The following is a 16,665-nucleotide window of genomic DNA, read 5'->3' as shown; positions in this document are numbered from 1 at the left end:
AAAAAAAGAATCGTTTATCAAAAGTTTTTTTTTTCTTGTATTTCAGAAGAAGAAATTTTTAAATTCAACCGTTCTATTAATGTTTCTATTAATTGATTTTTCTGATATAAAAGATTATATTGTTTTATTGTATCTGAATTTTTTTTCACTATTTCAAATTCTAAATGTAGATTATTTAATTTTTCTTTAAAATATTTTAAAAAATGTGTTTGAATGAACAAAAAACTATGGTTTCCTAATTTATATGGGATAATAAAAAATATTTTATTTTTTTCTATTTGAAATTCTATTTCATTTTTCAAAAAATATAAATAAATAGGACTTATTTTCCCATAAAATTTATGTACAAATTCTGTCCAATTCTTTTGTAAGAATTGAATGATTTCATGATTCTTATAAAATTTTTCATTTTTTTTTTCTTCTTCTTCTATTAAGGAAGAATTTTTATTATTATTATGAAACAAATATGCTAACTGTATTAAATAAATTTCGATTGTTAATCGATAATTTTGATTTAATCTTTCATATTCTCTTTTCAAACGAAAACAAATATTTAAAGCATTCACTAAAAAAAAATAAGACATTTTTTTTGATTGCGCAACGTAAGAGAATATTATTTCTTTTTTAAATTTCAAAACAGAAATTGTTTCATAATTTTTAGATAAAAATAAATTTCTGAAATGTTTGATTAATCCTATAATTAAATAATCATAAGAATCAATTTTTTCTTGTAAAATTTGATCCAATAAAATAAACGCTTTATGTATTTTTTTATCTAAAAGATAATCTACTATTTTAAAATAATACTTTATATCAATAATTCCTAATTTTTGAATTATAAAATCTTTGGATATTTTTTTTTCACTATATAAAATTAATTTATCAAATAAATAAAGAGCTTTACTAATAGATCCTTTTACATGTTTTGATAAAATCAATAACGCTTCACTTTCTACTTTTATATTTTCTTTTTCAGCGATCATTTTTAAATGAAAAAAAATTTCTTTTGTAGAAATACTTTTGAATTCGTAAACTTGGCAACGTGATAAAATAAATTTTGGAATTTTTCTTTCTTCTGTTCCACAAAAAATGAATAATACATGTGTATGTTTTTCTTCTAAGAATCTTAGAAAAAAATTTAAAAAATATTGAGAAAACATATGTATATTATTAATGATAAATACATTGTATTTTCCTATTTTAGGGATAAAACGAGATTGGCTGATGATTTTATCAAAAAATTCTAATGAATTATTAAATAGACCATTAATTTCAAATAGATTCAAAGGGGTATTTTCTAATTCTGAAAAAGAATTTAATTCATTTGATAAAATCCGAGCACATGTATTTTTTCCGACTCCTTCTGGACCAAAGAAAAATAAAATTTTAGATAAACAATTTTCTTGTATTGTTTTTTTTAAAAGAAAAATTATGTCTTTTTGTCCTATTACTTCATTCCATTTTAAGGGTTTATATTTTTCAGATAATACAGAAAAATTTTTTTTCATAAAAAATGAATCTTATCTTATAATTTCTTGAATCTTATCAGCAGCTTCTTTTAAAGTATCAGTAAAATAAATAGGTAATAAACTTTTTTTAATCAATTTTTTTGCTACTTTTTCATTTGTTCCTTGCAAACGAACAACTACAGGAATTTCAATATCATGATGAATTTTAGAATAAGAATTGACAATTCCTTCTGCAACCGTATCACAACGAACAATCCCTCCAAATATGTTGATTAATATTGTTTTTACAGATTTATCCTTTAATATCAAATAAAATGCTTTTTCTACACGTTCTCGATCAGCAGACCCTCCTATATCTAAAAAATTAGCCGGAATTCCTCCACAAGACTTAATCATATCCATAGTAGCCATAGCTAATCCAGCTCCATTCACCATACATCCTACATTTCCTTCCAATTTTAAGAAATTTAACTTAGCATCTATCGCTTCTCTTTCTATTGAATTCAGATCATCTCTATCATGTATAAAATCGTATTTTTTATAACGGAACAAAGCATTATTATCTAAAATAATTTTTACATCAACGGGAATGAATTTGTGATTAAATGTTTTTATCAAAGGATTGATTTCTAATAATAAAGCATCGAAAGCTATATAAGCCTTATAAAGTGAAAATAAAAAAATACTAAAAAATTTCAAAGACTCATTATTATGAAGACCTAAATCCAAACCAATTTTTCTTGTTTGAAATAGTTGAAGGCCTAATAATGGATCTATTATTTCTGTATATATTTTATTTTTTCTTGAAATATCTTCTACATTTACTCCTCCTTCTTTAGAATAGATAATCATATTTTTTCCTATATCACGATTCAATAATATGGATAAATAATACTCCGTTGGAGGATTTAATTCATGAAAATAAACATCTTCAGATAACAAAATCTTCCGAACTAATTTTCCTTTTTTGGAAGTTTGTGAAGTAATCAAAAATTTTCCTAAAATTTTTTTTGATTTTTCATAAACTTCATCCAAATTTTTTGCGATTTGAATACCACCAGCTTTTCCTCGTCCTCCAGCATGTATCTGAGCTTTAATCACTAAAGAATTTTTTTTAGTTCTTTCAAAAAGGATTTTAGCGACTTTTACCGCTTCTTCAGGTGAAAAAGCCAGCATTCCATCAGGAACTTGAATTGAAAAAGAATTCAATATTTCTCTACCTTGGTATTCATGTAAATTCATTGAAAATAATTTTAAAAGTAAATTTAAACGAAAATTCGTTTATTTTTGAAACGATTTTTTTAGCTTTATAATTTGGTTTATTCATTTATTTAAAATAAAAGAAGAATTTTAAATTTACGAAAAAATGATTCAGGCTGAAAATATTTACAAATCTTTTGGAAAAGATAAAATTTTGAAAGGAGTCAATATTATGGTAAAAAAAGGAAGTATGGTGTGTATTTTAGGAGAGTCTGGCGCAGGAAAAAGCACTTTATTACATATTTTAGGAACTTTAGAAAAACCGACTATAAATAAAAAGATAAAAACCATTTTAAAAATCAATAAAAAAGAGATATTATCTCTTACAGATAAAGAACTCTCTATTTTAAGAAATCAAGAAATAGGTTTTATATTTCAAACTCCTCAATTTTTTCCTGAATTTACTGTATTAGAGAATATTTGTTTACCAGGTTTTATCTACAAAAAAAATAAAAAATATGTTAAAAAAAAAGCCATAAAATTATTAAATAAATTAAACTTATCTAAATATGAAAATTCAAAAGTAGAAGAATTATCTGGAGGTCAAAAACAAAAGTTATCTGTAGCAAGGGCTTTAATTAATGATCCAAAAATAATTTTCGCAGACGAACCTTCTGGTAATTTAGATTCAAAAAATGCAGAAGAATTACATAATTTTTTTGCTTTACTTAATCATCAATTAAAACAAACTTTTTTAATTGTTACTCATAATCTACAATTAGCAGATATGGCAAATGAAAAACTAAAAATAGAAAACGGGACAGTATACAAGATTGATAAATAAAAATATTTTATGCTTTTAAAAAATCAACTTTCTATTAAACATATTATAAAAAAATCCATAAGTGGAAATGAAAATATCCTATTTTTGATGATTCACGGATATGGAAGTAACGAAAAAGATCTTTTTTCTTTTGAAAAAGATCTTCCAGAAAATTTATTTCCAATTAGTATTCAAGGTCTTTATTCTATTGGAACAGATAAATACTCTTGGTATGATATAAATTTTGATAATGAAAAAAAATTCATTAACATAGTACAGGCTAAAGAAACTATTGAAAAAATATCATTTTTTATACATGAAGCCATAAAAGAGTATAAATTGAAAAAAAATCCAATATGGATATGTGGTTTTAGTCAAGGCGCTATTTTAAGCTACGCTATCGCACTAAAAAATTCTGATAAAATAAAAAAAGTAATCGCTTTAAGTGGATATTTAGAAAATGGTATTTTGCCAAAAAAAATAAATCATTATACCGATTTAGAATTTTTTATATCTCATGGGAAATATGATCCCATAATTCCTGTGAATTGGGCAAAAAAAGGATTAAAATTTTTAAAGCAAAAGAAAATACTTTCTTTATTTTATAAAGAATATAACTCTGGACATACTTTAAATGATATGAATTATCAAGATCTTATCAATTGGATTAAAGAAAAACATATTTCTTATAATGTTAAGAATAAAAATTTTAATCATGAGTAAATATTCAAAAATGGGTTTATTTATATTTATTTTCTTGGTATCCATTTTTTCATTCTTTAACAAGAATTATATATATGGATATATTCTACTTTTATTAAGCTTGATTCCTGTTTTTCTGATTTTTAGAAATGAATTTTTATTATTAGCTTTTATTAAAATACGGAAAAAGGATATGATAGGATTAAATAAATATTTAGGATACGTTAAAAACCCTAAATTACAGTTAACTAAAAATCAAATAGCTTATTATTATTTCTTGAATGGAATTCTGTATTCAGAAAACAATATTTCTAAATCAGAACATTATATGCAAAAGGCTTTAGATACAGGACTAAAATTTAAACAAAATATAGCTATTGCTAAACTAAACTTGGCAATAGCGTCCTTATCAAAGGGAAATAAGAAAAGAGCTGAATTCTTATTGTTAGAAGCAAAAAAAATGGATATCTCTGGTTTATTACATGATCAAATTCAAATCATAAAAATACAAATGAAAAAAATAGGAAATATAAATAGACCTGATCCTTATGTGAGAAAAAAAATTTAATGTAAACGAATTACCCATAATCCTCTATTAAGATATCCTCCTTTATCATAAATTTTTTCATATCTATATTTGCTAATCAATCCTGAAAAAGGTTTTTTATCTATGATTTTAAATAAATTGTTGTTTTCAATCAAACGACACAATATATCATAAGATAAATCAAATCCAAATAATTGGTATTTGTTTAAATGAGATCCAAGTTTATTCCTTATAAAAAAAAACATTTCTCTTTTATTCTGATCATTTTTGTTAAAATGATACTTAGTTGTAAATAAGAATTTATATTCTCTTAATAAGGAAATATTCTCATAATAAACGCTATTGTAACCTATTCCAAAAGGAATAATTTTTTTTTTAGAAAACTTTTTGATAAATTCAATAAATTTTTTTCCTAAAAAAGGGTTTCCTCCTAAAAAAATCGCAAAAAAAGGCATATCGTTTATAACATTAAAAGAATTATTTTTAAAATAAAAAACTTGAAAATGAGGGTTCCATTGTAACAATTTTTTTTTTATTAAATTTGTGATTTTTTTGTATGGATCTTCTCCTAACAGATATAAAGTTTTTATTTTTTCTTTTTGGTGAATAATTTTAATTTCTTCCAAAATAGGTTCTATTAGATAAATATCTTTTGCTTCAGCTTGAACAATGTTAGGATAAAAATTTAAATGGTCAGAAGATATAAAAGGAGAAATTATAGGTATTTTATTGTTATTTTTAGCAATTTTTTCTAAGGAAGAACGAAAAAAAGGGCCTATAATAGCATGAATTTTTGAAAAATCATATGAATCTATAAAGTTATCTACTCTTTTTTTTTCATTTTCAGTATCAAAAATTTTGATATTTATTTTTTGTTTTTTTTTCTTATTAAGAATAAAATCAATAGCCGTTTTAGACCCAAAATAAAAGGACAAAGCATGATCGCTCAATTCTTTATTTTCTTGATTTATTTTTTTAGAACTAAAAAACAAAGGCAACATAAAAATTATGTTAATAGGTTTTGTAAGATGTGATTTATCTTCTTTTTTTTTTATTATAATTTTTATTTTATTATTAGATTCTTGTTTTTCTACTCCTTCTAATAAAAAAATAAAAGAAAAAATAATGAAAAAAATTTTTTTCATGTTTTATTTTAAACCTTAACTAGAAAACTAAAACTTGCCTTTATTTTATATTTTACAATTCTAATATTTTATAAATATTTTCTTCACTTCCTCCCATCAAAAATTTTATAGGGTTTTCTATAGACTCCTTTACAGATACTAAAAATCCTACAGATTCTCTTCCATCAATGATTCTATGATCGTAAGATAAAGCTAAATACATCATAGGACGTATCTCTACAGACCCATCTATCACTACAGGCCTTTCCATAATTTTATGCATTCCTAATATGGCGCTTTGTGGGGGATTTATAATCGGAGTAGATAACATAGACCCAAAAATACCTCCATTAGTAATAGTAAAAGTTCCTCCTGACATATCATCAATAGATACTGTTCCATTATGAACCCGTGTTGACAATTTATATATTTCTTGTTCTATTCCACGAAAAGATAAATGTTCAGCATTTCTAATTACAGGGACCATTAATCCTTTAGGTCCAGATATAGCAATACTAATATCATAATATTCAAAATTTATTTTTTCTTCTCCACTAATCATAGCATTGATATCTGGATAAAGTTTAAGAGCTCTTACACAAGACATAGTGAAAAAAGACATAAAACCCAAGTTTACTCCATGTTTCTTCTTAAAAATATCTTTATATTTTTTTCTAATAAGAAAAATTTCTAGCATATCTACTTCATTAAACGTGGTAAGAGAAGCCATTTGATTTTTTGCAGAAACCAACCTTTCAGAAATATTTCTTCTTAGAGAAGAAAGAGGAGTTCTTGTTTTTGATCTATAAATTGGTCTATCCATACTAGTAGTAGTTTCATTTTTTTCATTTTCTAAATGAAAAATACAATCTGTTTTTGTAATTCTACCATGTTTTCCTGTCCCTTGAATAGATTCTATAGAAATATTTTTTTCTTTCAAAATTTTTTTCGAAGCTGGAGAAGGTATTTTTAGGTTTATAGGAGATATTTTTTCAATATTATCTTTTTGTTCATGAACAATATGTTTTTTCGTCTCTTTTTTAGAAGAATCGATAATACATAAAATATCTCCAACTCGTACTCTTTCTCCTTTTTTCACCATTAAGTTTATAATTCCATTATCTTCTGCAGAAATTTCTAAGGTAGCTTTATCTGAATCTATTTCTGCTATTGTTTGACCTTTATTAACATAATCTCCATTTTTTACGAACCATGTGGATACTTCGACCTCTGTAATTGATTCTCCTGGAGAAGGGACTTTTACTTGTATTATCATAATTTAAATTTTATTTATTATAATTTAAATTTTAAAGAAAAGCTTTTTTTAATATTTCATTTTGAATTCTTAAGAAATCAGGATAAGATCCTGTAGACGGACTAGAACTTTCAGATGGAGCTATTAAATTAAATGGAATAACATTTCCTAATTTTCTTAAAATAAAACTCCATAACCCCATATTTTCTGGTTCTTCTTGAACCCAGAAAATTTCTTTTTTATTTTTATATTTATCTAGAAGCTTTTTAATTGTTTCCATTTTTAATGGATAAATTTGTTCTATACGAATTAATGCGGTTATTTCATCTTGAATGGATTCTTTCTTATTTAGTAATTCATAATAAACTTTACCAGAACAAAAAATTAATTTTGTAATTTTTTTTACGTCTTTAACATAAGGATCATCCAATATCTCCTGAAAGATTCCTGTTGAAAGATCTACTATTTTAGATAAACACCTCGTATTTCTAAGTAAACTTTTAGGAGTAAAGATTATAAGAGGTTTTCGGTATTTTAATTTCATTTGCCTTCTTATAATATGATAAAAATTCGCTGGAGTAGTGCAATTAACTACAAATAAATTATTATTAGCACAAAGTTGTAAATAACGTTCAATACGAGCAGAAGAGTGTTCCGGACCTTGCCCTTCATATCCATGAGGTAACAATAATACAATTCCATTTCTAATTTTCCATTTATTTTCTCCAGAAGAAATATACTGATCTATTACGATTTGCCCCCCATTTACAAAATCTCCAAACTGAGCCTCCCACAAAGTTAAAACATGAGGAGAATACATAGCATATCCATAATCAAAACCCAAAACTCCATATTCTGAAAGTGGAGAATTAAAAATTTGTATTTTTCCTTGTTTTCTACATATTTGATTAAGAAGAATAATTTCTTCCTCTTCTTCTGTTTTAACAATAGCATGACGTTGAGAAAATGTTCCTCTTGCTACATCTTCTCCTGATAAACGAATATGAATTCCTTCATACAAAAGAGTTCCATAAGACAGTAGCTCAGCCATACTCCAATCTACTAATTCTTTTCTAATCATTTCTAATCTTTGTTGAAAAATAAATTCTGTTTTTCTAAAGAATTTTTTCTCTTTAGGAAGAGAAAAAATTTGATTAGATATTTTGATCATCTTTTCGGTAGAAAATCGTGTATCTACTTTTTGAAAAATTGTTTCATTATCAGATACTATAGCAAAATTTTTCCATTCTTCTTCTAAAAAAGAGTTCAATACGTTCCATTTAATATTACTTGCCTCATGATATTTCATATTAAGAATATCTTCATATTCTTTTTCCATATTTTTTATATCATCATTATTAATAATTTTTTCTTTTTCCAATTTCTTTTTGTATAAATTGTAGGAATTAGGATGTTTGGAAATTGCTTTATATAAAGAAGGTTGAGTAAATCTAGGTTCGTCTCCTTCATTATGTCCATATTTTCTATATCCCAATAAATCTATAAAAATGTCTTCATGATAACGCATTCTAAAGTCTACAGCAAAATAGACTGATCGAATAACAGATTCTACATCATCCGCATTAACATGTAATACTGGTAACATCAAGGTTTTGGCTATATCAGTACAGTATACACTGGAACGTGCTTCAGTATAACTAGTAGTAAATCCTATTTGATTATTAATTACTATATGAATAGTCCCTCCCGTTTTATATCCTTTTAATTGAGATAATTGAAGAACTTCATATACAATTCCTTGCCCGGATAAGGCTGCATCTCCATGAATCAGAATAGGGATAATTTTTTCAGAATTACTATTTTGATTGTAAATGATATCTATTTTAGCACGCGTAATTCCTTCTACAATAGCATCTACAGATTCTAAATGAGAAGGATTAGGGACCAAATTCATTTTAATATATTTGCCTTTACGAGTTTTTTTTATTTTTGAAAATCCTAAATGATATTTAACATCACCAGAAAAAGTTTTTTCTTTATATTCTTTTCCTTGAAACTCACTAAATATCTGAGAATAATTTTTTTCAAAAAAATTAGAAAGTATATTTAAACGACCTCTATGTGACATTCCAATTATGAAATCTTCAGTAAGATATTTATCCGATGTATATTCTATCATTTCTTCCAATGCAGGTAACGTGGATTCATTTCCTTCTATAGAAAATCTTTTTTGACCTACGAATTTGGTATGAATAAAATTTTCAAATGTAACTGCTTGATTTAATTTTTTCAAAAAAAACTTTTTTTCTTCCGAAGAAAATTGCAATTTTTCTTTTTGGAACCATTTTTCAATCCATTGAATTTTTTCAGAATCCGAAATATACATGTATTCTATTCCTATAGATCCACAATAGATTTTTTTTAGTTGATTAATTATATTTTTTAATGAAGTTTTTCCTACACCTATTGATTTTCCAACTTCAAAATAAGTATCTAATTCTTTTTCTGATAATCCAAAATCTTTCAAATCTAAAAAAGGAAAATGTTTTCTTCTCTTCCGTATGGGGTTTGTTTCCGTGAAAAAATGACCTCTTTTTCTATAAGCGTGAATCAAATTATATACTAAAAATTCTTTTTGGATAATATCATTTTCTGATTTTATATCATTTTTATAGATTCCTTTTCCTAAATCAAATCCATTAAAAAATGCCCTCCAACTTGATTCTATTGAATTAGGGTTTTCTTTGTACTTATTATATAAAAATTCTATATCTTTAAAATGAATGGCGTTTAGAAAAGAATATCTATCATTCATATACATATACTATTTTTTACTTCAAATTTAAACATTTTAAATATCTATCAAAGTTTATTATTTTTTTTAATTTGTAAATGATTTTGATATGCTATTGCATCTTTTAAAACTAAATTTAATCCATTTTTTTTAGTTCCCATAGCTGTAGCAAAAGAAGAGTTTCCCCAATATTTTCCGTGTATATGAGGGGCCATTTCACATATTATTTTATGAGCATGAACATTATGATTTTTAATTACAAAATCAGAAATAGATATGAAAATAATTACTTTTTTATTTTTTACAAACCCTATAATCATAAATAAGTTATGAATTTCATGTCTTAAATCTAAGACAATTCTCCTCATAATATCTATTTCTTTTTCTCGATGAGAATCAATTTCACATATATATTTTATTTTTATAGAAGATAAATAGATGATTTTCGAAAGATATTTTTGTTTTAATCTTCTGATTTTTTGTAAGTGAATATTTGATATTTCTTGTTTTAATTTTTCATTAGAGTTCTGCAAAATTGAAAAACTTTTTATAGGAGATTCTGTGCATTTCATCATCTTTTTTAAAGACAAATACTCATCACGAATAGATTTCAAATGTTGAATTGCCTTTTTCGAAGTTATAGCCTTAATTCTACGTATTCCATGCGAAATAGAAGATTCTGATAAAATATCAAAAACTTGAATTAATCCAGTATGTTTAACATGAGTCCCAATACATAACTCGGAAGATTCCCCAAAAGTAACGACTCTAACTTCTTTTTGATATTTATTTTCAAATATTTCACTAAAAGAAGCATTTTTTTTAGCTTCTTCTAAAGAATTAAACGTTTTTTCTTTTAATAAAAGATCAGAAAAAATTAGTTCTTGAACTAAATTTTCTATATGATGCAATTCTTGAATAGTTATTTTTTTATAATGAGAAAAATCAAATCTTATATAATCGTCTCCTACATAAGAGCCTTTTTGCTGAATATGATTTCCTAAAATTTGTTTCAAAGCGAAATGTAATAAATGAGTAGAAGTATGATTTTTTTCTATTTCTGTTCTTCTATTTTGATTTACTATAGCCTTAAAAGAAGAAAAAATATCTAAAGGTAATTTTTGAACACAATGTATAATAATGGAATTTTCTTTTTTAGTATTAAAAACGTTAAGTTTTTCAACTTTGTTTTTTATAATACCTGTATCTCCCAATTGCCCCCCTCCCTCAGGATAAAAAGGAGTTTTAGAAAAAACTAATTCATAATAATGTATTTTCTTTAATTTATTTTCTACTTGTCTATATTTTAATATGATTATATTACATTCTTTTGAGTTGTATCCTACAAAATTTGCATTTTGATGAATATCATTATGGACTTTTATCCAGTCTTTTTTTATGATGGAATTGTTTTCTTTTTTAGATCTTTCTTTTTGTTCTAACAATTTTTTTTGAAATGATTGTTCATTAATGGACAAATTATTTTTTTCAACCAAAATTTTAGATAATTTCATGGGAAATCCATAAGTATCATATAATTGAAAAATTTTTTCTCCATCAATAATTTTTTCATTTTTTTCTTTATATTTTGTAATTATATGTTGAATTTTTTTACTTCCTTTCTCAATAACACCGAAAAAAGAGAATTCTTCTTCTTTAATAATGTCTTGTATGTGTTTTTTTTTATTTTCTAATTCTGGAAAAAAGTCTTTCATTCCTATCACTAAAGAATTTACAAATTTATAAATAAAAGGTTCTTTTTTATATAAAAAACGAGTGGCATAAATAACGGCTCTTCTGAGTATTCTTCTTATTATATAACCAGCTCCACTATTGGATGGTAATTGTCCATCTGAAATAGAAAAAACAATAGCTCTTAAATGATCTACTATAATCCTTATTGCCACTTTTTGATTAAAATTTTCTGGATTATAAACATTTCCTAAATAATCTTTTATATCTTGAATAATAGGATAAAAAACATCAGTTTCATAACTAGAAATTTTCCCTTGCAAAACCATACATAATCTTTCTAACCCCATTCCTGTATCTACATGTTTTGTTAAAAGCTTTTCTAATGTTCTATCTGATTTGCGTACAAATTCTATAAAAACAAGATTCCAAATTTCTATAACTTCAGGATGTTTTTTATTTATAAGGTATTTTCCAGGTAATCCTTTTTTTTCTTTTTCGTTTCGTAAATCTATATGAATCTCTGAACAAGGGCCACAAGGCCCTGTCGATCCCATTTCCCAAAAATTTTCTTTCTTTCCAAAAAAAAGAATATTATTTTCGTTAATTAAAGTTTTCCAATATCTAAAAGTTTCCTTATCCATGGATAATTCATCTTTTTTATCTCCAATAAAAACAGATACATAAATATTTTGATCAGGAATATTATATACTTTAATTAATAACTCCCAAGCCCATTCTATCGCTTCTTTTCTTGAATAATCCCCGAAAGACCAATTTCCTAACATTTCAAACATAGTATGATGATAATTATCATATCCTACATTCTCTAAATCATTATGTTTTCCAGTTATTCTAAGACATTTTTGAATATTTGCTATTCTAGTGTATTTAGGCCTTACATGCCCTAAAAAATAGTCTTTTAAAGGACTCATCCCTGCATTAACAAAAAAAAGAGTGGGATCATTTATTGAATGGATGGGAAAAGAAGGAATGATTTTATGTTTTTTTTTTTGAAAAAAACTGAGAAAAGTATCTTTTATCAATTTATATTTCATTACTATTTTATTTTAAAACATTTATGTATTGTATTATGTTATGTTGTATTTATGAATTAAATCCTCTATATTTTTTTATATTTAGGAGATTGTTCTATAGCATCCATAATTTTTTCCATGATAGAATCTGTTGTATCTTTTTTCAAATCCAATTGAATTGGCTCTTTAAATTTCATTTTTTGTAAAACTCCTTTTTTTTTAACGCGAATTCCTTTTTTGTCATAAGCTTTTTTAAATCCATCTATAACAATGGGGACAACAATAGGACTATACTTTCTGATTACGTGCACTATTCCTCTTCGTCCAGGAGCAAAAGCTTGAGTTGTTCCTTGCGGAAAAGTAATTAACCAACCATCATTAAGTGCTATTCCCATACGAGTAATTTCAGATAACACATCTAAGGAACGATTGATTTGTTTTTTTCTTTCTCTCCAAGTTCTTTTTACAGTAATCCCTCCTGAATAACTAAATAATTTAGTTAACAAACCTTGATCCATAGTTTCTTTAGCTGCCACGTAATATAAATTAACTTTAGGATTTAAAAGATAAATAGGATTTCTAATACTATTAACAAAACCATTTTTTACGCTACAAAATACATGAAACATAGCAAAAACATCGGCAAAATAAGTTTGATGATTGGAGACAAAAAGAACTTTTTTATCAGGCAAATCCTTTATATATTCAGTCCCTTCTAAATGTAACTGATTGAATCCATTATAACGATTATAAGAAATACAACCAAAAGTAAAAATTAAAAAACGTTTTATAAAATGAAAATTTCCAAATGCATCTCTGAATAAAGTACTTTTTTTTTTCCTTAAATATTTCTTAAAAAAATATGAATGAAAATTCACTGTTTATTTATATTAATTTTTTTGTAAAATCTAAATGAATAATAAGATGAAATAGAGATAATTAACAAAATCAACAAACTATAATATATCCAAAAAGGAACAGAAGGAGGATTTCCTTTTGCATAAGAATGTAATCCTGACAAATAATAATTTACTCCAAAATAAGTCATTAAAATAGAACTTATTGAGAATATACTGGATAAATTAAAAATAAATATATTTCTTAAATATGGAATTAAGCGAATATGTAATACAAACGCATAAATCATTATGCTAATCAAAGCCCAAGTTTCCTTAGGGTCCCAACTCCAATAACGGCCCCAACTATTATTAGCCCAAACAGAGCCTAAAAAAGTTCCTATGGTTAATAAAAAAAGTCCTATAGTCAAACATATTTCATTAATAATAGTCAATTTTTCAATGTGAATATGAATAATTTTGCTATAATTACGAAAACACACCTTTAATATAAAAAAAAGTAATACTAAAAATCCTAAAAATGCTCCTGTTAAAAAAAAACCATAGCTTGATGTGATTGTCGCTACATGTATAATTAACCAATGAGATTTTAAAACGGGAACTAAATTGGTTATTTCTGGATCCATAGCATTTCCATGCGCTATCATTAGTAAAATAGATGAAATTAAAGCTGTGATTCCTGAAACAAATTGATTTTTATAAAATAAGAAACCTATACCGATTAAACTCCAACTAATGAAAACAGCTGATTCATATCCATTAGTCCATGGAGCATGTCCAGAAATATACCATCTGGTAATTAAACCAAAAAAATTGAAAATAAATAAAACAAATAAAATGAAAACAAATATTTTAGAAAAAAAATACATGTATTTTTTTTCTAAAAAAATCATCAAAAAAGAATTAATAATAATAATTACTCCAAATAAAGCATAGAGAAAAGATAATACATAAAATATATTTAATTTATTATAAATGATTTCTACAGATATTTGATTATCCGATGGTAAAATCGATTTAGCATACTTACGTTGATACAGTCGTATTTTTTGAACTGCATTATCCGCAATATTCCAATTTTTTTCATTTTGAGAAAATGATAAAGATTTAAGATAATTATTAAACATAGATAAACCTAAAGGATTCAACTTATTTGAATCTGAAACCCAACTAGACCAAGTATGATTGAGATCATGAGGGATAGGAAAAATCCGAATATACTTTCCTTGAAATATTTCATGTATTATTCCTACACGTTCACTAAGATTTAGTACCGCTTTATCATATTCATTTCTTTGAATAGGATCTTTAGAAAAAGCTCGTTCATAATCTTCTTGTAGAAGAAATTTAAGTTTTGAAGTTCTTGAATCTATAAAATATAAATCCATAAGAGAAACATAATATTGTTGATTTGCTTTTACTTCATTTAAAAATTTATTTCCTCCTTTTTTATCAACTTTAATAAAAGGTATTTTTGCCCAAAATATATTATCTTGATGTATAGATATAAACCATTGATTGGCATCTAAACTTCCTATAGAATCTTTTTTATGTATTTTTCTAAGTAATTCAATGGCGATAGTATTAACAGGTTTAATTCGACCTTTCTGGTCTTGTATTAATAAACGTCCAAAATTTTCACTATGTTTTTTAGGAATATGAATTGCGTCGAAAACACTTTCTAAGGGAATTTTTTTTAATTCGTGTATTTGAGAATACACAAAATTATGTAGACTTGACAAAATAAAAAACAAGATTGAACAATTTCTATAAGACAAGTATTTTAGTTTTTTTTTTAGGTAACTAAAGCGAGTTCCTTTCCAAAATAAAGTAAAAAACATCCCTATAGTCATAAAAATATAACCTATATAGGAAAAGTATGTTCCTAAATAATCATTATTAACAGAAAAATGAGTCCCTTTTCCATCTGGATCATATCCAGATTGAAAAAATCGAAACCCTTTATAATTTAGAATATTATTCATATAAATCAAATAGTTTTTTTCCTTATTTTGATCTATTAATGTTACATGACTCTTAAAAGTAGATGGAAATTCAGAACCGGGATAATTTTCTACTTTAAATTTTTTTAATTTTAAAAAAAAAGGAAGATGACAAAAAATAGATCCATATCCGATGGATATTTTATAATCCTTAAAAAATAAAGGATTACTCATATTTAGAGCATTTTTTCCTCCTAAAAAGGTTACTAATTTGAATTGATTTTTGAAAAATATTTTTGCCGTAATTGCGCTCAACTTATTATTTTCTTCTTCATGTTCATGATTACATGACTGTATATATTTTAACTTTCCTTTTACTACTCCTTCAGGAATAACCCATTGCATAATTTCATGATTTTTATCTATCTTGACTTGATACAATGCTCTGTTATTCAATAATATAACGTTATCTTTAAAAAAAGAATCGATTTTTTTATTAACCATGTTAATGGTTTTACCTGAAAAAGATGATTTTATGTAAAGTTTATTATTCTTTTCAAAAATTATAATTCCAAAAGGAATTTTTTTATTAAAAGAAAATAAAATTCCATTTACATTTATAATATCTCCATTTTTTACAAAATGCTCTGTTCTTTCTCTTTGATTTGTTGAAACTATTTTTATAATTTTCTCTTCAGGTTTTTCTTTTGAAAGAAGAACTTTTGCACATGGGATATAATCTATAACTTTTACTTTTAAAGGATTTTCTTTAAAAAAAAATTTTCCTTTATATCCATTGTGAAAAGAAGAAAAAATATAAGGATCACGATAAAATCTAGTGTAAGATCCCTTACTTATTTTTAATTTTACGTAATTTTTTCTAGAAAGAATTTTTCCATTTATTTCTCCCTCTCTTATAGACATTGTTCCTTCAAAACTGGAATATCTAGATAAAACTCCACCAACAAAAATGAATATAAATGAGAAATGAAAAATGAACAAAGGTAACTTTTTATAATTCCATAATTTATATTTCCATATATTTCCTATTAGATTGATTATGGTAAATAGCATGATAACTTCAAACCAAGTCGACTCATAAATAAATATTTTTGCTACATCTGTAGAATATTTTTTTTCTATAAAAGTAGCTATCGCCATAGATAAAGCTAACAATAAGAATAAAAAAGAGGTAATTTTTGTGGAAAAAAGAATATTTTTTAATGTTTGCATTTACTTATTTTATTTGTAATGTTTGCAT

At 24.8% G+C, this 16,665-nt stretch carries 11 protein-coding genes; 3 read left to right on the top strand and 8 right to left on the bottom strand.

Translation table 11 applies throughout. The features are described 5' to 3' along the window. Positions 1-17: 17 nt before the first annotated feature. Together H0H64_RS00255 and sucC are read right to left on the bottom strand one after the other, a co-directional pair. Complete coding sequence (locus tag H0H64_RS00255) at positions 18-1,508, bottom strand: AAA family ATPase (RefSeq protein ID WP_185857365.1); 1,491 nt, start codon at positions 1,506-1,508, stop codon at positions 18-20. 12 nt (positions 1,509-1,520) lie between these two features. Further along, positions 1,521-2,711 (bottom strand): ADP-forming succinate--CoA ligase subunit beta, encoded by a 1,191-nt coding sequence (gene sucC / locus H0H64_RS00250; RefSeq protein WP_185857364.1) that lies wholly within the window; start codon positions 2,709-2,711, stop codon positions 1,521-1,523. 124 nt (positions 2,712-2,835) lie between these two features. Between sucC and H0H64_RS00245 the strand changes: the two genes are divergently transcribed. The 3 genes from H0H64_RS00245 to H0H64_RS00235 are packed head-to-tail and all read left to right on the top strand — an operon-like array spanning position 2,836 to position 4,762. Then, on the top strand, positions 2,836-3,513 hold the full coding sequence (locus H0H64_RS00245) for an ABC transporter ATP-binding protein (RefSeq protein ID WP_185857363.1): 678 nt from the start codon (positions 2,836-2,838) through the stop codon (positions 3,511-3,513). Positions 3,514-3,522: 9 nt separating this feature from the next. Continuing rightward, a complete protein-coding gene (locus tag H0H64_RS00240; RefSeq protein WP_185857362.1) occupies positions 3,523-4,215 on the top strand; it encodes an alpha/beta hydrolase in 693 nt (230 codons plus the stop codon). Next, complete coding sequence (locus tag H0H64_RS00235; RefSeq protein WP_185857361.1) at positions 4,208-4,762, top strand: hypothetical protein; 555 nt, start codon at positions 4,208-4,210, stop codon at positions 4,760-4,762. The genes H0H64_RS00240 and H0H64_RS00235 overlap by 8 nt, the downstream gene beginning before the upstream one ends. Here the strand turns inward: H0H64_RS00235 and H0H64_RS00230 are convergent. The 6 genes from H0H64_RS00230 to ccsA all read right to left on the bottom strand — a co-directional run bounded on the left by H0H64_RS00230 (position 4,759) and on the right by ccsA (position 16,637). Further along, a complete protein-coding gene (locus H0H64_RS00230) occupies positions 4,759-5,886 on the bottom strand; it encodes a hypothetical protein (RefSeq protein WP_185857360.1) in 1,128 nt (375 codons plus the stop codon). The genes H0H64_RS00235 and H0H64_RS00230 overlap by 4 nt on opposite strands. Positions 5,887-5,938: 52 nt before the next feature. Next, positions 5,939-7,141, bottom strand: a complete 1,203-nt coding sequence (odhB, locus tag H0H64_RS00225) for a 2-oxoglutarate dehydrogenase complex dihydrolipoyllysine-residue succinyltransferase (protein WP_185857359.1) — start codon at positions 7,139-7,141, stop codon at positions 5,939-5,941. 31 nt (positions 7,142-7,172) lie between these two features. Continuing rightward, entirely contained in the window at positions 7,173-9,896 is a 2,724-nt protein-coding gene (locus tag H0H64_RS00220; protein ID WP_185857358.1) for a 2-oxoglutarate dehydrogenase E1 component, read from the bottom strand. 47 nt (positions 9,897-9,943) lie between these two features. Beyond that, on the bottom strand, positions 9,944-12,625 hold the full coding sequence (gene alaS, locus H0H64_RS00215) for an alanine--tRNA ligase (RefSeq protein ID WP_185857357.1): 2,682 nt from the start codon (positions 12,623-12,625) through the stop codon (positions 9,944-9,946). 65 nt (positions 12,626-12,690) lie between these two features. Next, positions 12,691-13,482, bottom strand: coding sequence for a lysophospholipid acyltransferase family protein (locus H0H64_RS00210; RefSeq protein WP_185857356.1), 792 nt, complete (start codon positions 13,480-13,482; stop codon positions 12,691-12,693). Then, positions 13,479-16,637, bottom strand: coding sequence for a cytochrome c biogenesis protein (gene ccsA / locus H0H64_RS00205; RefSeq protein ID WP_185857355.1), 3,159 nt, complete (start codon positions 16,635-16,637; stop codon positions 13,479-13,481). The genes H0H64_RS00210 and ccsA overlap by 4 nt, the downstream gene beginning before the upstream one ends. Between the last annotated feature and the right edge of the window lie 28 nt (positions 16,638-16,665).

It is taken from the genome of Blattabacterium cuenoti, from assembly GCF_014251635.1.
Taxonomy (GTDB): Bacteria; Bacteroidota; Bacteroidia; order Flavobacteriales; family Blattabacteriaceae; genus Blattabacterium; species Blattabacterium cuenoti_S.
The sequence above is the reverse complement of the archived record's forward strand: the minus strand, read 5'-3'. Positions and strand labels throughout refer to the sequence as shown.

Bases quoted from the DNA above. Each gene is read 5' to 3' on its own strand.
- H0H64_RS00235 (WP_185857361.1), top strand. From the start codon at position 4,208: ATGAGTAAATATTCAAAAATGGGTTTATTTATATTTATTTTCTTGGTA.
- H0H64_RS00245 (WP_185857363.1), top strand. From the start codon at position 2,836: ATGATTCAGGCTGAAAATATTTACAAATCTTTTGGAAAAGATAAAATT.
- odhB (WP_185857359.1), bottom strand. From the start codon at position 7,141: ATGATAATACAAGTAAAAGTCCCTTCTCCAGGAGAATCAATTACAGAG.
- H0H64_RS00230 (WP_185857360.1), bottom strand. From the start codon at position 5,886: ATGAAAAAAATTTTTTTCATTATTTTTTCTTTTATTTTTTTATTAGAA.
- ccsA (WP_185857355.1), bottom strand. From the start codon at position 16,637: ATGCAAACATTAAAAAATATTCTTTTTTCCACAAAAATTACCTCTTTT.
- alaS (WP_185857357.1), bottom strand. From the start codon at position 12,625: ATGAAATATAAATTGATAAAAGATACTTTTCTCAGTTTTTTTCAAAAA.
- H0H64_RS00220 (WP_185857358.1), bottom strand. From the start codon at position 9,896: ATGAATGATAGATATTCTTTTCTAAACGCCATTCATTTTAAAGATATA.
- H0H64_RS00240 (WP_185857362.1), top strand. From the start codon at position 3,523: ATGCTTTTAAAAAATCAACTTTCTATTAAACATATTATAAAAAAATCC.
- sucC (WP_185857364.1), bottom strand. From the start codon at position 2,711: ATGAATTTACATGAATACCAAGGTAGAGAAATATTGAATTCTTTTTCA.
- H0H64_RS00255 (WP_185857365.1), bottom strand. From the start codon at position 1,508: ATGAAAAAAAATTTTTCTGTATTATCTGAAAAATATAAACCCTTAAAA.